The organism is Variovorax multivorans (genome assembly GCF_051216835.1).
Taxonomy (GTDB): Bacteria; Pseudomonadota; Gammaproteobacteria; order Burkholderiales; family Burkholderiaceae_C; genus Variovorax.
Map to the genome: position 1 here is coordinate 185,977 of NZ_JBPJZL010000011.1, position 21,395 is coordinate 207,371.

19 protein-coding genes are annotated in these 21,395 nt (G+C 63.1%); 16 read left to right on the forward strand and 3 right to left on the reverse strand.

All coding sequences use genetic code 11. The annotated features are described in order from the left end of the window. Positions 1 to 33 precede the first annotated feature (33 nt). From ilvD to ACSFCA_RS26835, 15 genes are all read left to right on the forward strand, one after another. On the forward strand, positions 34 to 1,770 hold the full coding sequence (ilvD, locus tag ACSFCA_RS26765; RefSeq protein ID WP_435461547.1) for a dihydroxy-acid dehydratase: 1,737 nt from the start codon (positions 34 to 36) through the stop codon (positions 1,768 to 1,770). Positions 1,771 to 1,802: 32 nt separating this feature from the next. After that, entirely contained in the window at positions 1,803 to 2,795 is a 993-nt protein-coding gene (locus tag ACSFCA_RS26770; protein ID WP_435461546.1) for a Bug family tripartite tricarboxylate transporter substrate binding protein, read from the forward strand. A 19-nt stretch (positions 2,796 to 2,814) separates the two neighbouring features. Beyond that, positions 2,815 to 3,606, forward strand: a complete 792-nt coding sequence (locus tag ACSFCA_RS26775; protein WP_435461545.1) for a class II aldolase/adducin family protein — start codon at positions 2,815 to 2,817, stop codon at positions 3,604 to 3,606. An 18-nt stretch (positions 3,607 to 3,624) separates the two neighbouring features. Continuing rightward, the gene (locus ACSFCA_RS26780; RefSeq protein WP_435461544.1) at positions 3,625 to 4,602 is read left to right on the forward strand and encodes a 2-dehydropantoate 2-reductase; all 978 of its coding nucleotides are present in this window, start codon (positions 3,625 to 3,627) and stop codon (positions 4,600 to 4,602) included. 206 nt (positions 4,603 to 4,808) lie between these two features. After that, entirely contained in the window at positions 4,809 to 5,012 is a 204-nt protein-coding gene (locus ACSFCA_RS26785) for a hypothetical protein (RefSeq protein ID WP_176928761.1), read from the forward strand. A gap of 910 nt (positions 5,013 to 5,922) precedes the next feature. Then, positions 5,923 to 7,086, forward strand: a complete 1,164-nt coding sequence (locus tag ACSFCA_RS26790; RefSeq protein ID WP_258351811.1) for a polysaccharide biosynthesis/export family protein — start codon at positions 5,923 to 5,925, stop codon at positions 7,084 to 7,086. Further along, positions 7,083 to 7,541, forward strand: a complete 459-nt coding sequence (locus tag ACSFCA_RS26795) for a low molecular weight protein-tyrosine-phosphatase (RefSeq protein ID WP_258351812.1) — start codon at positions 7,083 to 7,085, stop codon at positions 7,539 to 7,541. The genes ACSFCA_RS26790 and ACSFCA_RS26795 overlap by 4 nt, the downstream gene beginning before the upstream one ends. Further along, a complete protein-coding gene (locus ACSFCA_RS26800) occupies positions 7,538 to 9,802 on the forward strand; it encodes a polysaccharide biosynthesis tyrosine autokinase (protein ID WP_435461543.1) in 2,265 nt (754 codons plus the stop codon). The genes ACSFCA_RS26795 and ACSFCA_RS26800 overlap by 4 nt, the downstream gene beginning before the upstream one ends. Before the next feature lie 326 nt (positions 9,803 to 10,128). Further along, complete coding sequence (locus ACSFCA_RS26805) at positions 10,129 to 10,851, forward strand: sugar transferase (RefSeq protein ID WP_435461542.1); 723 nt, start codon at positions 10,129 to 10,131, stop codon at positions 10,849 to 10,851. 92 nt (positions 10,852 to 10,943) lie between these two features. Continuing rightward, the gene (locus tag ACSFCA_RS26810) at positions 10,944 to 12,002 is read left to right on the forward strand and encodes a hypothetical protein (protein ID WP_258351816.1); all 1,059 of its coding nucleotides are present in this window, start codon (positions 10,944 to 10,946) and stop codon (positions 12,000 to 12,002) included. After that, positions 11,999 to 13,150 (forward strand): polysaccharide pyruvyl transferase family protein, encoded by a 1,152-nt coding sequence (locus ACSFCA_RS26815; RefSeq protein WP_435461541.1) that lies wholly within the window; start codon positions 11,999 to 12,001, stop codon positions 13,148 to 13,150. The genes ACSFCA_RS26810 and ACSFCA_RS26815 overlap by 4 nt, the downstream gene beginning before the upstream one ends. A gap of 13 nt (positions 13,151 to 13,163) precedes the next feature. After that, the gene (locus ACSFCA_RS26820; RefSeq protein ID WP_435461540.1) at positions 13,164 to 14,237 is read left to right on the forward strand and encodes a glycosyltransferase; all 1,074 of its coding nucleotides are present in this window, start codon (positions 13,164 to 13,166) and stop codon (positions 14,235 to 14,237) included. Further along, positions 14,234 to 15,502 (forward strand): hypothetical protein, encoded by a 1,269-nt coding sequence (locus tag ACSFCA_RS26825; protein WP_435461539.1) that lies wholly within the window; start codon positions 14,234 to 14,236, stop codon positions 15,500 to 15,502. The genes ACSFCA_RS26820 and ACSFCA_RS26825 overlap by 4 nt, the downstream gene beginning before the upstream one ends. Beyond that, a complete protein-coding gene (locus ACSFCA_RS26830; RefSeq protein ID WP_435461538.1) occupies positions 15,427 to 16,737 on the forward strand; it encodes a lipopolysaccharide biosynthesis protein in 1,311 nt (436 codons plus the stop codon). Before ACSFCA_RS26825 ends, ACSFCA_RS26830 begins: the two co-directional genes overlap by 76 nt. A gap of 29 nt (positions 16,738 to 16,766) precedes the next feature. Continuing rightward, positions 16,767 to 17,570, forward strand: a complete 804-nt coding sequence (locus ACSFCA_RS26835; protein WP_435461537.1) for a phytanoyl-CoA dioxygenase family protein — start codon at positions 16,767 to 16,769, stop codon at positions 17,568 to 17,570. Here ACSFCA_RS26835 and ACSFCA_RS26840 read toward each other — a convergent pair. Continuing rightward, a complete protein-coding gene (locus ACSFCA_RS26840; protein ID WP_435461536.1) occupies positions 17,458 to 18,471 on the reverse strand; it encodes a DMT family transporter in 1,014 nt (337 codons plus the stop codon). The two genes, ACSFCA_RS26835 and ACSFCA_RS26840, sit on opposite strands and share 113 nt — an antisense overlap. 95 nt (positions 18,472 to 18,566) lie before the next feature. On the opposite strand from ACSFCA_RS26840, the gene ACSFCA_RS26845 reads away from it, so the two are divergent. Then, positions 18,567 to 19,517: a LysR family transcriptional regulator gene (locus ACSFCA_RS26845; RefSeq protein ID WP_435461535.1), complete on the forward strand. Its 951-nt coding sequence runs from the start codon at positions 18,567 to 18,569 to the stop codon at positions 19,515 to 19,517. Here ACSFCA_RS26845 and ACSFCA_RS26850 read toward each other — a convergent pair. After that, positions 19,471 to 20,226: a hypothetical protein gene (locus ACSFCA_RS26850; protein WP_435461534.1), complete on the reverse strand. Its 756-nt coding sequence runs from the start codon at positions 20,224 to 20,226 to the stop codon at positions 19,471 to 19,473. The two genes, ACSFCA_RS26845 and ACSFCA_RS26850, sit on opposite strands and share 47 nt — an antisense overlap. Further along, complete coding sequence (gene alr, locus ACSFCA_RS26855) at positions 20,223 to 21,323, reverse strand: alanine racemase (RefSeq protein ID WP_093076686.1); 1,101 nt, start codon at positions 21,321 to 21,323, stop codon at positions 20,223 to 20,225. The genes ACSFCA_RS26850 and alr overlap by 4 nt, the downstream gene beginning before the upstream one ends. Positions 21,324 to 21,395 lie beyond the last annotated feature (72 nt).

The window sequence follows — 21,395 nt, forward strand, 5'->3', positions numbered from 1 at the left end:
TCCGCAATCCAGCCAGCAACCAACGCCAGCCCGATGACCACGCCCACCGACCCGAACAGCAAGCGCCTGCGCTCCGCCACCATCCGCGAAGGCACGATCCGCGCGACCACGCGCAGCTTTCTCCATGCGCTGGGCCAGGACGACGAGGACATCGCGCGCCCGCACATCGGCGTGTTCCACACGGGCGGCGAGATGAGCCCGTGCAACCTCAACCTGCGCGACCAGGCGCAGCACGCCAAGACCGGCATCTACGCGGGCGGCGGCACGCCGCACGAGTGCCCCGTGGTGTCGATCAGCGATGGGCTGACGATGGCGCATTCGGGCATGCGCTTCTCGCTGATCTCGCGCGAGCTCATTGCCGACAGCGTGGAAGCCTCCACGCGCGGCCACCAGTGGGACGGCATCTTCGCCATCGGCGCGTGCGACAAGAACCTGCCGGGGCTGATGATGGGCATGGTCCGCTGCAACGTGCCGAGCGTGTTCGTGCACGGCGGCTCCGCGCTGCCGGGCCAGATGCCGGGGCCGGATGGCCGCGACCTGAACGTGGTCGACACCTACGAGACCATCGGCAAGGTGCTGGCCGGCACCGCCACGCACGACGAGCTCGACGCGATGAGCCGCGCCTGCCTGCCCACGGCCGGCGCCTGCGCGGGGCAATTCACGGCCAACACGATGGGCATGGTGTCGGAGGCGCTGGGCCTGGCGCCCATCGGCTCCAGCATGGTGCCGGCTGTGTTCAGCGAACGCGCACCGCTGATGCGCCGCGCCGCCAAGACGCTGATGAAGGCGGTGATGGGCGACAGCCCGCTGCCGCGCGACATCGTCACGCGCAAGGCACTGGAAAACGCCTGCGCCGTGGTGTCGGCCACTGGCGGCTCGACCAACGCGGCGCTTCACCTGCCGGCGATTGCGCACGAGGCGGGCATCAAGTTCCACCTCGACGACGTGGCCGAGGTTTTCGCTCGCACGCCGCTCATCGCCGACCTGCGTCCGGGCGGCCAGTACCTGGCGCGCGACGTGTTCTACATCGGCGGCGCGGGCGTCATCCTGCGCACGCTGTTGGAGCAGGGCTTCCTGCATGGCGACGCGCTCACCTTCACCGGCCGCACGATGGCCGAGGAGCTGGCTGGTGCGCTGGCGCCCGACGGCCGCGTGGTGCGCGAGGCCGGCAACCCGATCACGCGCGACGGCGGGCTGGCGGTGCTCAAGGGCAACCTCTGCCCCGACGGCGCGCTGCTCAAGACGGCGGGGCTCAAGGGCCTGGTGTTTCGCGGCCCGGCGCGCGTCTTCAATTCCGAGGAAGAAGCGCAGACCGCCGTGCAGAACCGCCTGTACGAGGCCGGCGACGTGATCGTGATCCGCAACGAAGGCCCCAGGGGCAGCCCCGGCATGCGCGAGATGCTGGGCATCACCGCCCTGCTCTACGGCCAGGGCATGGGCGACAAGGTGGCGCTGCTGACCGACGGGCGCTTCTCGGGCGCGACGCGCGGCCTGTGCATCGGCTACGCCGGGCCTGAAGCAGCGGATGGCGGCCCGATTGCGGCGCTGCGCGACGGCGACGTGATCGCCATCGACGCGCGGGCCGAGGCGCGCTCGATCACGGTCGAGCTTTCGGCCGAGGAAATCGCCGCGCGGCTCGCCGGACGTGAGGTAAACGTGGGGGTCGCCCGCGGTGGCTTGCTGGAAAAATACGCGCTCACCGTGCGCCCTGCCCACCAGGGCGCCGTGACCCACTCGGGCGCGGTCACCTGGCTGCGCGACGAGTCTTGATCCTCCATAACCAACGTCCGGAGAGAGACACCATGAGCTTCACGCGCCGCCAGATCCTGCAGACCACCAGCGCCTCGGCCTTGATGGCCAGCCTTGGCCAGAACGTTTTCGCGCAAGCGATGAACATCGAGACCGCCACCATCGTCACCGGCTTCGCGGCCGGTGGCACGTCGGACACGACCTGCCGGCGCCTGGCGACCAGGCTCAGCCCCGAATACGCGAAGACCGTGGTGGTCGAGAACCGCACCGGCGCGGGCGGCCAGATTGCCGTGAGCTACGTGAAGAGCCGCCCGGCCGACGGCAGCACCATCCTGCAGACGCCGACCTCGATCCTCACGATCTACCCGCACATCTACAAGAAGCTGCCGTACGACCCGATGGTCGACATCACGCCGGTGAGCCTGGCCTGCATCTTCGACTTCGGCTTTGCCGTGGGTCCGGCCGTGCCGGCCAGCGTGAAGAGCGTGCCCGAGTTCCTGGCCTGGGCCAAGGCCAATCCGGCCGGTGCCAACTTCGGCTCGCCGGCTGCCGGCTCCACTCCGCACTTCATCGGTGCGCTGCTGGGCCAGAAGGGCGGCGTCGAACTGAAGCACGCGGCGTATCGCGGCACGCAGCCGGCCATGCTCGACCTGCTGGGCAGCAACATCTCGGCCGTGTCGGGGCCCATCGGCGACATCACGCAGCATCTGCAGTCGGGCAAGGTGCGCATCCTGGGCGTGTCGGGCTCCAAGCGCAGCCGCTTCGCGCCCGACGTGCCGACCTTCGGCGAGCAGGGCATCAAGGACATGGCCCACAGCGAATGGTTCGCCTTCTTCCTGCCGGCCAAGGCCTCGCCCGAACTGGTGGCGAAGCTGAACACGGCCATGAAGAACGCGCTGGCGCAGAAGGACGTGATCGACGGCCTCGGCACCTTCGGACTGGAAGCGATGTCTTCCACGCCGGCCGAGCTGACCGAACTGCTCAAGAAAGACACCGCCAAGTGGGCGCCGATCGTGAAAGAGGTCGGCTTCACCGCGGAGGGTTGATACACATGAAGGAACTGCCATGAACACACTCGCCACTCCAGCACCCTCGGCGCTGGTCCATCCCTCGATCCACCCCGACGAGCGCGCCGCGCGCGAAGAGCTTGCGGCCTGCTATCGCGTGTTCGCGATGCTCGGCTGGGTCGAGATGATCTACAACCACATCACGGTGCGGCTGCCCGACAGCGTGACCGGTGGCGAGAAGCAGTTCCTCATCAACCCCTTCGGCCTGCACTACAGCGAGGTCACCGCCAGCAACCTGGTGAAGATCGACCTGCATGGCAAGGTGCTCGACGGCTCGACCTACCCGGTGAACCCGGCCGGCTTCACAGTGCACGCGGCCATTCACGACGGCCTGCCCGGCGCGCACTGCGTGATGCACACGCACACCACCGCCGGCGTGGCCGTGGCCTGCCTGCAAGGCGGCCTGCAGCAGACCAATTTCTATACCGCGCAGCTGCACGGCATCGTGGCGTACCACGACTTCGAGGGCATCACGATCCATGCGGACGAAGGCCCGCGCCTGCTCAAGAGCATCGGCGACCGCAACGCGGTGATCCTGCGCAACCACGGCCTGCTGGCCTGGGGGCAGACGCTGCCGCAGACTTTCGCGATTTTGTGGACGCTGCAGCGAGCCTGCGAGATCCAGATGGCGACCTTCTCGATGGGCGCAGCCATTCCGGTGAGCGAAGAGATCGCGCAGCGCTGCACGCGCGACGCGCTGCAGTTCAGCCCCGAGCACGGCGCCGGGCAGGATGTGTTCAATGCGCTCGTCCGCCAGGTGGACCGCATCGACCCCTCGTACCGCAACTGAACTGAAGCGACGGACCCCATGAAGATTTGCATTTACGGCGCCGGCGCGATCGGCGGATGGATCGGCGTCGGCCTCGCGCAAGCGGGCCAACGGCTGAACGTGGTGGCACGCGGTGCCACGCTCGAGGCATTGCAGCGCGACGGCCTCTCGCTCATGCGTGGTGACGTGTGCACGCGCGTACCCGTCAACGCCGTGGCCGACCCCGAGGCGCTCGGCGTGCAAGACCTGGTGGTCATCGCCGTGAAGGCGCCGGCCCTGGCCGGCGTGGCCGAACGCATCGGGCCGCTGATCGGCGCCGACACCATCGTGCTGGTCGCGATGAACGGCGTGCCGTGGTGGTTCCTCGAAGGCGGCTTCGGCGGCGAGATCACGGGCCACCGGCTCGCGGCGGTGGACCCCGACGGGGCGATTGCCAAGGCCATTCCGTCGCGCAACGTGATCGGCTGCGTGGTGCACGCAAGCTGCTCGCTCGACGGGCCGGGCGTGGTGCGGCATCACTTCGGCAACGGGCTGATCGTGGGCGAGCCTTCGGGCGAGGCCACGCCGCGCGTGCAGAAGCTGGTTGAGCTGCTGAAAAGCACGGGCATCGACACCACGCTGTCGCCGCAGATCCAGAAGGACGTTTGGTTCAAGCTGTGGGGCAACATGACGGTGAACCCGATCAGCGCGCTCACCGGCTGCACCACCGACCTGATCATGGGCGACGACTACGTGCGCGGCTTCATCTCGGCGGTGATGCTGGAGGCCAAGGAGATCGGGCGGCGCATCGGCATCGAGATCACGCAGAGCCCGGAAGACCGGCACGCCATCACCATGAAGCTCGGGGCGTTCAAGACCTCGATGCTGCAGGACGTGGAAGCCGGGCGCTCGGTGGAGCTCGATGCGCTTGTAACGGTGGTGCGCGAACTGGGCGAGCTGACGGCGGTGGCAACGCCCTTCACCGATGCGCTGCTGGGGCTGGCGCGCCTGCGAACGCGGCAGCTCGGGCTGTACTGAGCGCCTGCGCAGGCCCGCGCAGCGCACCAGGACCCAAGGTCAGGCGGTGCACAGGTTCGGTCCGCAGACTGCAAATGCAGCGTCTGCAGAACCCTGTACACCCTTTTTTCTTCTTGGGCTATCCTCTCGCCATTCGAATGCACGTAGCGATTTCTTACACATCAACAAGGCTATATGCGTGCTTGAGCGAAGGGGGAGACAGATAGATGCGCTTGATCTTCATCGAACTTCTGGTGGCCTTGGTACTGCTGCCCATCAGCGGCCTGTTCTGGTGGTGGGCCTTCGGCATGGGCGGCTTGGCTGTGGCCGGCTTTCTGCTGGTTGGCGGCGGCGCTCTGTACCTTGTCTTGCGGGGCGTGCGCTCGGCCAAGAACCAGCTCGGTCACCCCGGCGACGACCGTGAGCAATAGGCTTTGAGCCTTTTCGCCTGACACATTCGCATTCAATTTGGCAGGAAATTGGTGCAATTTGTTTTTTCGATCTCACCTGCCACGGCGTTGGCACGGCCGCATCTGAATTCTTTTTTCTGATTTGCCCGCCCCCACCATGGGCCAGGCGCGGCTTCATTGATTGAAATCCGAAACGTCCTTCGGCTGCCGAATGACGCAAATAAGAAAACACTACAAAAGTGTCAATCAGGCCGCCGTAAATCGCATTCCTTCTGAATTGAATCGGCAATTAGCCTGAAATCATTCATCGATTTCCTGGGCAGATTTCGCACGGTCTTGGTGCTCCTGGCCCCGGCGGAGGGCGAGGAATTCCGGGAGTAATTCGAAAAGCCTATCGCCGCTTCACCTCGGACAGCGGCCGACTGGGTACCCTCCCGCACCATTGCTCGATGCTCAAACCGGGCAAACTGAAGCTCATAGCCCACGATTTGTCGGCTGTGTCCTACTTAGTTGACAATTGCTTACAAAGTAGAACGCAATGTCAAAAACCCTATGCGGGTGGCCTCTGTGGTTCGAGAGCCACGATTTCCCGTATCAATGAGGTAATTAATAAGTTGCATTTTCCATTTCGGCTGACGACATCCTGACCAGCCGTTTGCCCACTCGATTCCCAATGAAAAAGGGTCTCTGAAAGGGGAAGCTAGGGATAACCCTGCCCCCGGCGTGGTCGCACCACGAATGGACACGCCTTTTGCGTCTACTCCACGAAATAGCGGTGCTGCGAAGGCAGCGACAATTTCCTTTTCATTGCTCTCCCGATAAATCTCCGGTCAAGCCGGAAAAAGCGTCTTGGTAATAAAAAGAATTACCGGCGCAAATCGGGCTCGGGCTTTGCATATGAATCGCAGTTGTTGAAAAAACCAAGTTCGCAATGGAGTTCCATTTGACACGCTACCTGTACCTGATGGGGTGGAGTGCCGCCTTGGCCGGTGCGTTGATGCTTCAGGGCTGCGCACCGGGCTTTGGCTCCGTGGTGGCTTACGAGCCCGATCAGAGTCCGGCGCCATCCCTTGCTGCCGACGGCACGCCGCAGGAGGCGCTCGTCCCCATCTCGCCGAACCTCATCCGCGCGATGGCCGAGGCGCAGCCGGCGGCGATTCCGCCCGACGTGAAGGCCCTGTTCGGCGAAGCCCCGGTCTACACGATCGGCCCGGGCGACGTCGTGGGCGTCATCGTCTACGACCACCCCGAGCTGCTGCCCAACGCCGGCGCCGTGATTTCCCAGCAGACGGACCCCACGGGCATCAGCGTGGCGCCGGGCTTCATCGTCGGCGCCAACGGGCAGATCAGTTTTCCGTACATCGGCCGGGTCCAGATGCAGGGCCTGACCGAGATCGAGGCGTCCGACGTGATCGCCAAGCGCATCGCGCGCTACATCAAGGACCCGCAGGTGACGGTGCGCATCCAGTCCTTCAGAAGCCGCCGTGCATTCGTGGAAGGCGAAGTGCGCACGCCGGGGCTGCAGCTCTTCACCGACGTTCCGATGACGCTGTCCGAAGCGCTCAACCGGGCCGGCGGCATCACGTCCAGCGGCGACCGTTCGTTCATCACGCTGACACGCGGCGACAAGACCACGCTCATCGACCTGCCCAAGCTGCAGGACCTGGGCAGCAACGCCAGCAAGATCCCGCTGCAGAACGGCGACGTGGTGCAGGTGCGCAACCGCGACGAGAGCAAGGTGTTCGTGATGGGCGAAGTCGCCAAGCCCTCGGCGCTGACCATGCACAACGGCAGGCTCACCCTCAACGAGGCGCTGGGCGAGGCCGGCAGCGCAAGCCTGGGCACGGCGAACACGGGGCAGATCTATGTCGTGCGCAACAACGCCAACAACACGAAGGGCTCGCCGTCGGTCTTCCACCTGAATGCGAAGAACCCCGCCGCGCTGGCGCTGGCCGAGCGCTTTCCGCTGCAACCGCGCGACGTGGTCTACATCGACTCGGTGCCGCTGGCCACCTGGAGCCGGGTGGCCAGCCTGATCCTGCCGGCGACCCAGGCGCTCTACTACAGCGACCAGGTCTACATGAACCACCGATGAGATCCGTACTGACAGTCTGCATCGGCAACATCTGCCGAAGCCCGATGGCGGAAGGCCTTCTTGCCGCGGGATTGCCGCATCTGCGCGTGTTCTCCGCGGGCACAGGCGCGCTCGTCGGCAAGCCGGCCGACCCGATGTCGCAGGCGCTCATGCGAAGGCGCGGCATCGACATCTCGGACCACATCGCGCAGCAGGTGAGCCAGATGCTGTGCCGGCAGGCCGACCTGATCCTGGTGATGGACCGGGAGCAGCGCCGCCATCTCGAAGCGACCTACCCCTTCGTGCGCGGCAAGGTCTTCCGCATTGCCGAGTTCTCGGTCGCGCAGGACGTGCCCGACCCGTATGGAAAAGACGAGGCGGCGTTCGAGCACGCCCTGGCCCTGATCGATGCCGGCGTCCGGACATGGATCGAACGCATTCTGAAAATCACAAAACCCGAGCAGCAACCGACATGAACGCACCCCCGCAAGCCGCGCCGATGCCGATGCAAGCGCTGGAAGAGGATGGCGACGGCATCAACCTGGCCGAGTACCTGGACATCCTGATCGACCACCGCTGGCTCGTCGCGGCCATCGTTGCCGTGACAGTGCTCCTGGGCACTGCCTACGCCTTCCTCGGCAAGCCCGTCTACGAAGCGAACGTCGCAGTGCAGGTGGAAGATTCCGGCAACTCCGCAGGCAGCTTCCTGGGCGATGCCGCCTCCTCGCTGCTGAGCGTGAAGACGCCGGCCGCGGGCGAGATCGAAATCCTTCGCTCGCGCGCCATCCTCGGCAAGGCCGTGGAGAACACCAAGCTCTACATCAGCGCGCGGCCGCGGTATGCCCCCATCGTGGGCAGCTGGCTCGCCCGCCGCGCCACCGAGCTGTCGGACCCCGGCTTCATGGGGCTTTCGGGCTACGTGACGGGCACCGAGAGCATCCTCGTTCCAAGGTTCGACGTTCCCGCTGATTTCGAGGAAAAGCCGTTCACGCTGACCCTCGGGGCCGACGGGCAGTACGAGCTGAGCAACCCCGACATCGACACGCCGATGAAGGGCGCCATCGGCACCTTGCTGGTGGCGAGCGTTCCCGGCGTTCCGAACGGCAGCGTGAGCCTGCTGGTCAGCAACATCAACGCGAAGCCGGGCGCGCAGTTCCAGCTCGTGCGGTCTTCGACGCAGCTGACGCTGCTGGCGCTGCAGGACAACCTGAAGGTCGTGGAAAAGGGCAAGCAGTCGGGCGTGCTCGATGTCAGCTGGAGAAGCGGCGACGCAGAAAAGCTGACGCAGCTGCTCAACGAAATCGGCCGCCTCTACGTTCGCCAGAACATGGAGCGCAAGGCCGCCGAGGCCGAGAAGACACTGGGCTTCCTGGACGGTGCGCTGCCCCAGTTCAAGAAGCAGCTGGAGCAATCCGAAGACATCTACAACCGCTACAGAAACCAGAACGGCACGGTCAGTCTCGACGACGAGGCGAAGAACGCGCTGACCCAGACCGTCGACCTGCAGTCCAAGCTGCTCGAGGCGGAACAGAAGCGGCGCGAACTCACCGCGCGCTTCACGGGCGAGCATCCCGCCGTCCAGACGCTGGACTCCCAGGTCGCAGCATGGAAGAGCGCGCTCGCGTCCGTCGATGCGCGCATCCGCAAGATGCCGGAGCTGCAGCAGAACACCGTTCGCATGCAGCGCGACATCAAGGTGAATACCGACCTGTACGTGTCGCTTCTCAACAGCTCGCTGCAGATGCGGCTGGCCAAGGAAGGCAAGGTGGGCAATGTGCGCCTGCTGGACGACGCCATCGTTCCGGAAGAGCCGGTCTGGCCCAAGCGGCCCCTGGTCATCGCGCTGGCCGTGATCCTGGGGCTGGCTGCCGGCATCGGCGCCGCGGTTGCAAGGAGCTCGTTCTTCGGCGGCATCCGCAATCCGGGAGAAATCGAAAGCCACACCGGGCTCAACGTCTACAGCAGCATTCCGCTGAGCGCCGCCCAGCGCACGATCGAGAGGAACATCGAGAACAAGGTCGTCGGCAAGCATGTTCTGGCGCACCTGTTCCCCGAAGACCCCGCGGTGGAAAGCCTGCGCAGCCTTCGCACCGCGCTGCAGTTCGCCATGCTGGAAGCGACCAACAACCGCCTGCTCATCTCCGGCGCGACGCCTGGCGTGGGCAAGACCTTCATCTCGATCAACTTCGCGGCAATCACCGCGGCAACCGGAAAGCGGGTTCTGCTGATCGACGCGGACCTGCGAAAGGGCCGCGTGAATCAATTCCTCTCGATCCCGCGGTCTTCCGGCCTGTCCGAATTGATCGCCGGAACGCTCGACTTCGAGAAAGCGATTCGCCCGTCGGCCCTGCCGAATCTGGACGTCATTACTACGGGTGTGCTTCCACCCAATCCGGCCGAGCTGCTGACGAGCGATTCCTTTGTCCAGGTACTGGAAAAGTTATCTCCGCTATACGACCTCGTCATCATCGACACGGCCCCGGTTCTCGTTGCCGCGGATACCGCATCGGTTGCCCCGCTTGCGAGCACTTTGCTACTCGTTGCACGCGCCGAAAAAACCCATCTCGGCGAATTGAATGAGAGCGTCAGAAGACTTGCGCATGCAGGTCGCACAGTAAATGGCGTAATTCTGAATGCTATTGATCTAACCCGCCGCCACGCTGGAAGCGGGAGTTACAAATATGGTGCTTACAAGCATTTACAATATACATACAATACCAACAGGGATTCCACCTAGACCGCGAAATTTGGAGTTAAATTCAAAATCATGAGCATGGAATTTTGTTCCAACTCATCGATTAAATACTCAATTAGTATTCGGAGTAATAAGGCACTACAAATGGCGATTAGTCCATTTGTATTGCCTTCATCGAGTCATTTGGCCGCGCAATAGTTTCTGCATTGCAGATCCTACGAGGCATTTGTGCGGGTCGTCTCGGCCAAAAAACCAAGGCCATAACAGAGGACATGCAGGCATTTGCCTGCGTGAGGAAAGGTGCGTCAAAAATGAAATCATTTCGACGAGAAATCTTGTCGCGCTTCAAATCCGGGCGGAGAAATCCCATGGGAAATCTCCACCCTGAAGAATCGCTGGTACCGCAAGGCTGGAATATTTCGGACGCAAGCGGTGAAATGTCCCGAGGCGGCTCGCAAACCGGAATTCATCATCCGGCCGTACTGCGGCTAGGGAAAAGATCGGTAGACATTGCCGCCGCGCTGTTCTTTTTTGCCGCATTCGGCTGGCTCTTCGTGCTGATCGGCCTCTTCGTGCTGATCAGCTCCGGATCTCCGGTTTTGTATTACCAGTCGCGCTACGGAAAAGACGGACGAATATTCAGGTTCTACAAATTCCGCTCGATGATCGCCAATTCGGCCCAGGTGCTCGAGGAACATCTGAAAAGCAATCCAGAGGCACGCCGCCAATGGGATGAATACCAAAAGCTGGACGACGATCCACGGATCACGCGTTTCGGCAAATTCATCCGCAAGACCAGCCTGGACGAACTGCCGCAATTCTGGAACGTGCTGACGGGCGACATGAGCCTCATCGGCCCCCGCCCCTGCATGCTCGAGCAGAAGGAGCTCTACGGCCAGAACTGGTCGCACTACTGCGCTGTCCGCCCCGGAATCACGGGCCTGTGGCAGGTCAGCGGTCGCAATCAGCTGACCTACAACGCACGCGTTGCGTTGGACGTGAGGTATGTCGAGACCCTTTCCGTCGGGAAGGACGTGGACATCTTCTTCAGAACCATCTTGGTGGTTGCTGCCGGTCACGGGTCCCGATGAATTTCATCGGTCCCGGATGATCGGCTCCGGCCGGGCCGGCCGGACAGATTTTCCTTCGCTTTCGAAATGATTGGATTGGAATCCACATGCGGATGAGCCACGCCATTCCGGGACCGGCGGTGAGAAGAAGAAGCACGCGCCGCTTCAATCAATTCTCGATTGCCGGAATACTGATCGTGCTCGTGTACACGATCATCTACGCGTATTTCAGGGAAATGCTTCCCGAGAAATGGAGCGTGGACTCGGCAAAGATCATCGAGATCCTCAATTACGGCGGCACGGGTGACATGGACAACTCGTTCGCAGTCACCGCAGCACTGTTCGCCGTTATCGGGGTCGACAACCTGGATGTTTTCACCTGCGGCGTGAGCATCATATTTTTGTTTTTCGCGACTCACGACGTTCGCAAGACCGGCGACTTTTTCGCCAGGCTGCTGCTGATTGCGCCTTGCATCATGCTGAACATGTTTGCGCCGTCCAAGGAGACGGTCGTGCTCATCATGACCATGTTCATTACCGTTTCGACCATCTATTTTCGAACGTCGAAAGTACTTACCGTCGGTGCCTTCCTTTTTCTTTACGCGATCTACGGGGTCTTTGTACGGCAATATTATTTGTTGATTGTCGGTGTGTTTTTCATGGTCTATTACCTGTGGCGGCGCCCTCTTAAATATCACATTCTGGCCGCCATTGTGGTCGTCGGCGCGATCATGGCCGCGCCTTCCAGTATTTTGCAGACGCTTCAATCGCCGCGAGATACCTCGAATGCCTACGCGGAACAGATCGGCAGCGACAACAGAACGGCCTTTACCAATATTGCGTCTCCCGCTACCGGCCCCGGGTTTCTGGTCAATTACGTCTATGCAGCAACGGTGCTGATCACGCCGGTTCTTTATTTTCAGACTGCGAGCGACGCGTTCATGCAATTGATGATCGCAGCCATGCTGATCATTCTGTACAGGGCGCGGCGAAAGTCAAAGCGCGATCCGGATCGGTTCGAGCCACGTTTTTTCGGCAGCCTTTTCATAGCGCACATTCTCGTGCAATTGATATTTGAACCAGATCTCGGCAGCTTCACCAGGCATTTGACTTCCGTAATGCTCTACATCATTGCCATCAAAGTTTCCGAGAACAAAGCAGTCTCCAGATGAAAAAAATCCTGATTTGTGCGGTGCCGTACAGCGACAACCTGGGTGACGGGGTCATCGCGGCGTCGCTGGCTCACATCGCCGGCATGAAATATCCGGAGGCGAAGGTGGAGTTCCTCGACATCGCCGGCCGCGTTGCGTTCGACGAATCGAATCTGCGCGGCGGCGGCGCATTCGAAATCTTCCAGAAGATGCCGTCCCTGCTGCGATCGGCAATCGTTTTTGCGTACTGCCTCAAGAACTACCTCCTGGGCTGGCGCAGGCAATGGAAAGCTGCAGTAGATGACGCGGATCTGGTCCTCATCGGCGGCGGCCAGCTGTTCTGCGACGTGGCGCTGAACTTTCCCGCCAAGCTGTTTCTGCTGAGCAGGTTGCTTCGCGGCAAGAAGGTCGCGGTGGTCTCGGTTGGCGTCACGGCCAAATGGTCGTTCTGGGGGAAATTTCTGGTCAAGAAATTCCTCAGGAACGCCGCCCCCGTTTTCTACGCGACGCGCGATGTGGACTCGGCGAACAACCTGCACGCGTTCTTCGACATTCCGCGCAGCGAGATCAAGGTCGTCCCCGACCCCGCGCTGGTTTGCGCAAGCGCCTTTTCGGATGAGCTTTCTCCGGACAAAAAATGGGACGTGGGAATCTGCGTCAGCAGCCTCGATGCCCTGGTGATGAATTCCGAATACGGGGACACGCGCACCAGCGGGTCCGCAGAATTCTTCTCGGGTCTGGCCGAAGCATTGCAGGCGGAAGGCGCGCGAGTGCTGTATTTCACGAACGGCGCGGCAGAGGACAACAAGATCCTTGCCGAGATTTCTTCTTCGCGGGCAGCCGCGCCGGGCTTCTCGTTCGTCGTTCCCAAGCGCCCCGACGATCTTGTTGCGCTGATCAGCGCCTGCTCGTGCATTGCGGCGCACCGGCTGCACGCAAACATCGTCGCCTACAGCCTGAACATTCCCTCCATCGGGATGAATTGGGACAAGAAGGTCGAGTCCTTTTTCCAGCTGACGGACCGAACCCAGTATCTGTTCGGCCTGTCGCCCCGCCGGGAAGAGCTGAAGGCCTCCGTACTGAATCTGCTCAACGAAAAAAATGCCGACCGCAGAAGACTGGACGAATTGAAGACCGAAGTCATCGCCGGAACCCACGCATTGATCTGAGGAGCGAATCTCCATGAAAGTACTGCACGTTGCCGAAACGCTCAAGGGCGGGTTGGAAACTTATCTTCGGATCGTTTCGAATTTCCAGAAGAACTCTCCGGAAATCAGCCAGGTGAAATTCATACTGCCCGGAACGGTCGATTGGCTGACCCCCGAGAGCGCCCACGTGGTGCCCACCGCCCGCAGCCCCCTGTCCCTGGTGGGCTACGCCGCGCGCGTGAAGAAGATCATCGAATCGGAGCGCCCCTCCGTGCTCCACCTGCACAGCTCGATTGCCGGAGGCATCGTCCGGGTCATGGCCATGCTCGGGCAGATACCCAGCGAGGTGAAGATCGTCTATTGCTCCCACGGCTGGGCCTTCGATCAGGCTGCGTCCCGCTACAAGAAGTCGGCTTACCGATGGATCGAGCGGCTGCTTTCCTCGCGCAGCGACGCCATCATCTGCATCAGCCGCCATGAGGTCAGGATCGCGTCGAAATCCGGCATCAGGCGATGCACATGCATTCCCAACGGGATCGATTCCGTCAGTCCCAGGCTGCCGAGTCAATTGCTGCCTGGTGAAGCCGAACACAGCCCGCGAAAGGTCCTGTTCGTCGGCCGGCTCGACCGGCAAAAGGGAATCGACGTCCTGCTCGACTCGTACAACAGGGTGAAGCCGAATTTCAAGCTGATCGTCGTCGGCGAGGCCGTGCGGAATGATCTTTTTCTTGCCAAGGCCGATCGGGTCGAGTTCAAGGGCTGGCTGGAAAAAGACGAGCTGGACGCCGTCTACCAGGACTGCGACGCCATCATCGTTCCGTCGAGGTGGGAAGGCTTCGGGCTCGTTGCAGTCGAAGCAATGGCGAGGAGCAAGGCGGTTTTTGCGTCCGCCGTGGGCGGTCTTGTCGACATCGTTGAAGACGACAGGAGCGGCCGGCTCTTTTCCCTGGAGCAGATGGACCAGATGCTGCGGGAAATCGACGGCATCCCGAATGAAACCTTGCGACAGATGGGGCAGACCGGGCGAAGGATCTTCGAAGAGAAGTTCACTTCGCAGCGAATGAACGCCGCCATCGTCGATCTGTACAAGGAGTCGGTTCTGCCATGAAGATTTCTGCATTCTTTGCCCGAAGCCTCGTCGGGCTGCTGGGCGCCCTGCTGTTCACTGCCGCATCCCTCGGCACAGCCAATGCCAGGGGCATCGACGGCCTTACCTCGGAGTACCCGGTTGCGCTGAGCGTGCAGATCGATCCCGCGACCATCACGGACGACGACCTGCATGAAATACGTGCGGCCGGTTTCGAGTTCGTGCGGTTCGGCGTGCGGCCACCGCTGAAAAGCGTCAACCCCAATTTGATCGACTACCCGGGCCTGATCCAGCGCGTGCGCAAGGCCAGGCTCGAAGCCATCGTCACCTTGTTTGGTGGCCGCGAAATCTGGGGGCACGAGCCCTCGGACCTGCGTGGTGGCAACCGCAGCAGGGAAACCATGTTCGCGGACTTTGCGAGCGACTTCATGAAGGCGCACACCACCGATGTCGCCGTCTGGGAGATATGGAACGAGCCGGACAACAAGACATTCCTGCAGCCCAACCTTCTTTCGAACTTCGGCACCGCCTCGTCGGAGCTGTGCAACAAGCTGGTGCAGCAAAAGATCCAGCCGAACATCGTCATCGGATACGGCTTCGCGAAGCTGCCCTTCGCCGGAGGCAAGGTTCCTTCGGAGCTGGAAGATGCCTTTGTCTCGGCCGCCAGGACCGACTGCCTGACTGACATCTCGATTCATCCATACCGCTCGGTTCCCGAAACGGCGCTGGCCGACTACCAGAAGCTGCGTGCGCAACTGGACCAGCGGCAACTGAAGAAGACCGGCATCGTCGCTTCGGAATGGGGCTACGCCTCGTACATGCCGGTTCGCGACCGCAACGCACAGGCTTCGTTGATCTTCAGGGAGTACCTGATCAATGCCGCAGCGGGCATCAAGCTGCTGAACCTCTACTCGTGGCGCGACAGGGGCCAGTCTTACTTTTCGAAGGAAGACAACTTCGGAATCAAGTCCAAAGCCGGAGAGAAAAAGGAGGCGTACTCCGCGCTGACCGAATTTCTCAAGATCGCCAGGCACTCCCAGAAGGTGTCGTACCAGGATGCCAAGGGCATGAGTCAGCTCGTGCTGCGTCGCGGCGAGTCCTTGCTGCATGTGGTCTGGACGCAGGGCCCGGAACAAACCGTGTCGGTCCCCGCGGGCAGCGGCAAGAAATGCACGCGCGTCGACTTCTTCCCCCAGATGCGTGAAGGCAGTTGCGGAAGCCCGTCGGGCGGGAGCTTTTCTGTGAAGGCGACTGCCAATCCCGTTTTGCTGTCCATATCGGACTGAACGGGATGAAGCATCTGTCCGGACTCAGAAAGCGCCTTGGTGGTCCGATCTACGCCGTTGCAGACCAATGCATATACAGCGCGAGCCAACTGCTGCTGAGCTTTGCGCTGGCCCGCGTGCTTTCGCCTTCGGATTTCGGCGTTGCCTCCGCATTCCTGGCGGTGAGCAGCTTTCAATACATCCTGCACATGGCCATGGTGCATGAGCCCTTGCTGATCAAGCGCTACTACGCGCATCGATCCGCGGCATGGCTCTCATGGGCTCTGGTGGTTCTTTTTTCTCTTCTGGGGTACGCGGCCTGGCAAGTGGCGGCTTTTCCCGGGCAGCTGCACTGGGTGGGCGTGGCCTTGATCGTCGGCTACGAGATCTTCTGGATTTCGCGCAGCCTCCTGCTCACGGGACGGCGGTACGGGATTCTTTGCGTCACCGGTGTGCTGGTCAGCGTGGGGTATGTCGCCATCCTGAAGGCCGAAAAGCCCACGACGTGGATGGAAGCCCTGCTGCTGATTTCCATCATCCAGGTCCCGTTTCTTTTTCTGGTGCTCAGGAATGCGGGGAACGTGATTCTTCCGCTTCCGGCGGCGAAAAATGCGCAAGGGCTGACGGTCGGCGAATCGATGGCTTATGGCTGGAAGGCCAGCCTCTCCCAGTTCATGAGCTGGATCATGACGGGAGGGGCCATCCTGCTGCTCGGCTCTTCGGCAGACTCCGAGCAGGGTGGCTTGCTCAAGATCTACATCACCTTCCTGCTGCCGATGCAGTACGTGCTGTCGGCGCTTGGCTACTACCTGCTTCCGCAACTGGCGGCGAACTGGAATTCCGAAGGACGAAAAAAGGCCTTCCGCGATTTCATCAAGTTCGTGCTGCTCGGGTTCGTGATTGCCGAAGGGGTCGGCGTCTTGCTGGGCCTGCTGGGGCCCCGCCTCGTCGTCCTGGCATTCGGCCCGAACTACAAGGGAATGGACTTTTCCCCCTTCTTCTACGCGCCCGCGATCTTCGGGCTGACCATGTGCCTGCGGACGGGCTTCAGGGCGGCCGCACGGCCAGGTGCCCTCTTGCTGTGCTCGATCGTCGGCGCCGTGGTGTTCGCCATTCTGATGTTCGCGGCAACGCCACCCATCTCATACATCCAGACCATCCGCGCCATGACATGGGGCTTCGCCTGCATGGCCGCTTTGATGATCGGCTGGCTGTTCTATTTCATGCGAGCGACAACGACAGGGGAGAGTGCCTGAAAACGGGCAAGCAGGCCTTGGAGATCTTTATGAGCAACCCTTTGCTTCGCAGCGTAAGCATCGACGAGCGCCTTCGGTTCCTGAGGGATGGCGTGGTGTGCCTGCGCAAGATCATCTCGCCCGAATGGATCCAGCTGGCGCAGGACGGCATCGAGCAGCAGCGCCGCGCTCCTTCGCCCTACGCGACCGTGGTGGATGCCGACCCGCTCTATCTGCTGATCGACCAGATGCCTTCGGTGAAGAACGGCATGCTCCAGCGCGTGGTGTTCGAATCAGGCGCCGGCGAGATCGCCAAGCAGCTGACCGTGACGAGACGGCTGCGCTGGATTTACGACCAGCTGTTCTACAAGGGCCGCGGCCCGGCGGCCGAGACACCCTGGCACCAGGACACGTCCTATGGACTGGCGGACAGCCACCGCATCGTGCGCGTGTGGATGCCGGTCGACCACATGCCGCGCGAAACCGCCATCGAGGTGGTGCGCGGCTCGCACCTCTGGAAAACGCACTATGGGCTGAGCGGCAGCAAGATCGAGGTGCTGGACGATGAGTTCGAACTGCCGGACATCGAAGCCAATCGCAGTGCCTTCGACATCGTGGGCTACGAGGTGGACCCGGGCGACGTAGTGGTCTTCAACTACCGGGCGCTGCACCATGCCGGCCCCGGCCTGAACTTCAACGAGAAGCGCAGGGCCTTTGCCATCCTCTATGCCGATGACGAGCTCACGCTGAAGCATCGTCCGTCGCCGATGCCCGGACCGCTGGACACCGCGGGCCTTGCGTGGCGCGACGGGCAGAAGACGGGCGATTTTCCGGAGGTGTTTCGCGCGGTGTAGGGCAATCCGACGTCACCCACCAGGCTGCGACAACAATCAGCAAGCCCCCCGCCCATCCCCAGGGGCCGATCCTCTCGCCGAACCCGTACATCGCGATCAGCGCCCCGAACACCGGCTCGCTCCCCATCAGCAGCGACACCCGGCTCGGGCTCGAACGCGAGGCAGCATGGTTCTGCGCAAAGAATGCGAAGACGGTGCACAGCAGCACGAGGTACGCCATGCCCCACCAGAACGATGCCGCGGCCGGCGGCATGTGCCATGCGCCATGGGCCGGCGAGGCGACGAGCGAGATCGCCGCTGCGCCGAGAGCCATCACGCCCGCCTGCACGGCAGTCAACGTCAGCGCCGGCATCGAGTGCCGCCCGGCCAGCCGCCGCGTCATGCACACCATCACGGCGCGCAGGAAGGCGGCGATCACCATCAAGCCGTCGCCCCAGCCGACCGACAGATCCGCGGGCGAGGTGGCCGACAGCATCGTGGCCCCCAGCGCCGACAGGCCCGCCGCCCAGAACATGCGCCGCGCCGGCCGCTGGCCCAGCAGCCACCATTCGACGAATGGCGTGAGCGCGACGCACAGGCTGATGAGGAACGCCGCATTGCTCGCCGTGGTCAGCGACACGCCGAAGGTCTCGCACACGAAGATCGCCAGCAGGTTCGCACCGAGCAGGCCGCCTGCCATGAGGCCCTGCCGCCACTGCGCGTTGAACAGCGGCCTCAGCGCGGGCAGCAGCACGACGAAGGTCAGCCCGAAGCGCAGAGCGATGAACTCCAGCACGGGCAACTGCTGCGTCGCCTGCTTGGCCACCGCATAGCTTCCGCCCCACACCGCGGCCACCAGCAACAGCATGATTTCGGCCAGGCCGACGCCCGCCCTAATGCCTGCCCGCTTCTTTGAATCCATACTGTCGGCCCGCCGTCCATGAACAACCAAAGAGGGAATTGTTCTGGGCATCACCCGGGCCGCACAGCCATCGGCCGGAACAGGACTATTGCGTCGTGGGAACGAATTCATTTCTCAACGTGCTGCCGGAGATGGTGACCTTCCTGCGGGTTGCCGAGCTGGGCAGCTTCTCGGCAGCGGCCGATCTGCTGGGCATGACGCCGTCGGCCGCCAGCCGGCAGGTGAAGCGACTCGAAAAGGAGATCGGCGTGCAGCTGCTGCAGCGCACGACGCGCCAGCTGCGGCTGACCGAGCCCGGTGCCGAGGCCTTCGCGCGCTGCCGCGAGCTGGTGCTGGCGGCTCAGGGCACGATGGAAATCGGGCAGCAGTTCGCAGCCGGGCCGAGCGGGCTGGTGCGCATCAGTGCGCCGAAAGCCTTTGCGCGGCGCGTGCTGCATCGGCACATCCTCGACTTCCTGCGGCGCTATCCGGAAGTGGACGTGCAGCTCATCGTGGCCGACCGCGACATCGATCCGATCCGCGAGGGCGTCGATCTGGTGGTGCGGCTGACGACGGAGCCGCCCGAAGGGCTGGTGGCGCGGCAGCTGATGACGGTGGAACACATCCTGTGCGCAACGCCGGCGTACCTGGCGCGGCACGCGGCCATCGGGCATCCGGGCGACCTGCTCGCGCACAGCTGCCTGTCGCTCGGCGAGCACGAGCGGGACAACCACTGGCGATTCAGGAAGAAGGGCGAAGAAGCCGCCGAAGTCGTCGTGCGCGGCCGCTACATCTCCAACCACAGCGAGGTGCGGCTCGAAGGCGCGCTGGCGGACCTGGGCATCGCCTGCGTGCCGGCGTTCATCGCATGCGATGCACTGAACGCGGGTAGCGTGGTGCGCGTGCTGGCGGACTGGGAGTTCCAGGGCAACTACCACGGACACGCGTACATCCTGTACCCGCCCAACCGCTTCGCCGCTCCCAAATGCAAGGTGCTGATCGAGCACCTGCTCGGTGCGCTCAGTGCGTCTTCAGCAGAACGCGCACCGCCTCGGGCAAGGAGTTGACCTGCGGCATGAAGTGATCGAGCAGCGCGCCGAGGATCACCGCGCTCGCGACCGCACCCAGCAGCGGCTTCCACGTGAGCCGCACGGCGGCCATGAGCCAGCCTTCGCGCGCCACGCGCACCGCGGCGCGGGCCGACACGTACGAGAAGGCGACTTCGATGGCCACGGCCAGCAGCGCGTCCCAGCTGAAGTACAGCAGCACGAGCGAGCCGGCGCCGAACAAGATGGCCACGCAAATCAGGAAGATCGCGACCACCGGCACGACGATGATCGCGCCTTCGTCCGCGGAGCCGGCGACTTCGAGCGCACCGCTCGCCACGTCGGACAGGGCACTGCCGTCACCACCACCGCCATGGGCATCGCCGACGCTCACGTGGCTCTGGGAGCCGCCGCCGCGTCCGCTGCCGAAGTCGACGTCGGGCGCATCGACATCGAAGTCCGTCTTGCGGCCCTCGACCAGCCGCCTGGCCCACCAGCGCAGCACCAGCAGATAGCCCAGGTACCCCACGCCCAGCGTGAGAAAGTAGCGCACCGCCAGCGAATCGACATGCAGCAGGTGCATCTGCAGCGCCGACACGCCCCACATCAGCAGCAGCGTGAAGGTGCCGATCAGGATGCCGTGCGTGCGCAGGCTGTAGTCGCGATGCAGGTCGCGTTCGACCTGCGTTTCCCACAGGCGCACGGAGCGCCAGTCGGAAAGGATCTTCATTGACCTTCGACGGGAGCGAACGGCACGCGCTGCGCCACGGCGCACATCAATTCATAGCCGACGGTGCCCGCGGCTCGCGCGACTTCGTCGATGGGGAGCACGGCCCCCGTCTTGGCCGACTTGCCCCACAGCGTGACCTCGCTGCCGAACTTCGCGTCGGGCACGTTCGTGAGGTCCACGGTGATCATGTCCATGCTCACGCGGCCGACCATGCGGGTGCGCACGCCGTTCACCAGCACCGGCGTGCCGGTGTTGCAGTGGCGCGGATAGCCGTCGGCATAGCCAACCGCCGCCACACCGATGGTGAGCGGGCCCTCGGCCGTGAAGTTGGAGCCGTAGCCGATGGTGTCGCCGGCCTTCAGCGTCTGCACCGAGATGAGCTGGGTCGACAGCGTCATGGTGGGCTGCAGCTGCCAGTGCGCCGAATCGTGTTCGGGAAAATCGGGCGCGCTGCCGTACAGCAGGATGCCGGGGCGCACCCAGTCGCCGCGCGTCTGGTCGGCATGGCGCAGGGTGGCGGCGCTGTTGGCGATGGAGCGTTCGCCCGGCAGGTCGCGGGTGACGCGCTCGAAGGTCTCGAACTGGTGGCCGATGCCGCGCGCGCCGTCGGCGTCGCTGAAGTGGGTCATGAGCGAAATCTCGTCGACCTGCGTGAGCGCGTTGAGACGGGTCCAGGCGGAGCCGAAGCGCTCGGGCGTGAAGCCCAGGCGGTTCATGCCCGAATTCATCTTCAGGAACACGCGCTGCGGCTTCAGGGTCTTGTGGGCGGCGAGCATGTCGATCTGCTCGTCGCAATGCACGGTGTGCCAGAGGTCCAGCCGCGAGCACAGCTCCAGGTCACGGGCGTCGAAAACGCCTTCCAGCAGCAGCACCGGGCCGCGCCAGCCGAGGGCGCGCACGCGCTCGGCCTCGGCCAGATCGAGCAGCGCGAAGCCGTCGGCGCCGCGCAATCCTTCATAGACCCGCTCGATGCCATGGCCATAGGCATTTGCCTTGACGACGGCCCAGACGCGGGCTTCGAGGGCCGAGCGGCGCGCCCGGTCGAGGTTGTGACGCAGGGCGTCGGTGTGGACAGTGGCGAGTATGGGACGCGGCATGGGTGGTTCCGGGAGAGACTCGGGGACAATGCAGACCACGTTTTAGCATCTTCGGGAATGAGGTCGAACACC

What these genes read in the sequence shown, in the direction of transcription:
- ilvD (WP_435461547.1), top strand. Translation starts at nt 34, where the DNA reads ATGACCACGCCCACCGACCCGAACAGCAAGCGCCTGCGCTCCGCCACC.
- ACSFCA_RS26770 (WP_435461546.1), top strand. Translation starts at nt 1,803, where the DNA reads ATGAGCTTCACGCGCCGCCAGATCCTGCAGACCACCAGCGCCTCGGCC.
- ACSFCA_RS26775 (WP_435461545.1), top strand. Translation starts at nt 2,815, where the DNA reads ATGAACACACTCGCCACTCCAGCACCCTCGGCGCTGGTCCATCCCTCG.
- ACSFCA_RS26780 (WP_435461544.1), top strand. Translation starts at nt 3,625, where the DNA reads ATGAAGATTTGCATTTACGGCGCCGGCGCGATCGGCGGATGGATCGGC.
- ACSFCA_RS26785 (WP_176928761.1), top strand. Translation starts at nt 4,809, where the DNA reads ATGCGCTTGATCTTCATCGAACTTCTGGTGGCCTTGGTACTGCTGCCC.
- ACSFCA_RS26790 (WP_258351811.1), top strand. Translation starts at nt 5,923, where the DNA reads ATGGAGTTCCATTTGACACGCTACCTGTACCTGATGGGGTGGAGTGCC.
- ACSFCA_RS26795 (WP_258351812.1), top strand. Translation starts at nt 7,083, where the DNA reads ATGAGATCCGTACTGACAGTCTGCATCGGCAACATCTGCCGAAGCCCG.
- ACSFCA_RS26800 (WP_435461543.1), top strand. Translation starts at nt 7,538, where the DNA reads ATGAACGCACCCCCGCAAGCCGCGCCGATGCCGATGCAAGCGCTGGAA.
- ACSFCA_RS26805 (WP_435461542.1), top strand. Translation starts at nt 10,129, where the DNA reads ATGGGAAATCTCCACCCTGAAGAATCGCTGGTACCGCAAGGCTGGAAT.
- ACSFCA_RS26810 (WP_258351816.1), top strand. Translation starts at nt 10,944, where the DNA reads ATGAGCCACGCCATTCCGGGACCGGCGGTGAGAAGAAGAAGCACGCGC.
- ACSFCA_RS26815 (WP_435461541.1), top strand. Translation starts at nt 11,999, where the DNA reads ATGAAAAAAATCCTGATTTGTGCGGTGCCGTACAGCGACAACCTGGGT.
- ACSFCA_RS26820 (WP_435461540.1), top strand. Translation starts at nt 13,164, where the DNA reads ATGAAAGTACTGCACGTTGCCGAAACGCTCAAGGGCGGGTTGGAAACT.
- ACSFCA_RS26825 (WP_435461539.1), top strand. Translation starts at nt 14,234, where the DNA reads ATGAAGATTTCTGCATTCTTTGCCCGAAGCCTCGTCGGGCTGCTGGGC.
- ACSFCA_RS26835 (WP_435461537.1), top strand. Translation starts at nt 16,767, where the DNA reads ATGAGCAACCCTTTGCTTCGCAGCGTAAGCATCGACGAGCGCCTTCGG.
- ACSFCA_RS26840 (WP_435461536.1), bottom strand. Translation starts at nt 18,471, where the DNA reads ATGGATTCAAAGAAGCGGGCAGGCATTAGGGCGGGCGTCGGCCTGGCC.
- ACSFCA_RS26850 (WP_435461534.1), bottom strand. Translation starts at nt 20,226, where the DNA reads ATGAAGATCCTTTCCGACTGGCGCTCCGTGCGCCTGTGGGAAACGCAG.
- alr (WP_093076686.1), bottom strand. Translation starts at nt 21,323, where the DNA reads ATGCCGCGTCCCATACTCGCCACTGTCCACACCGACGCCCTGCGTCAC.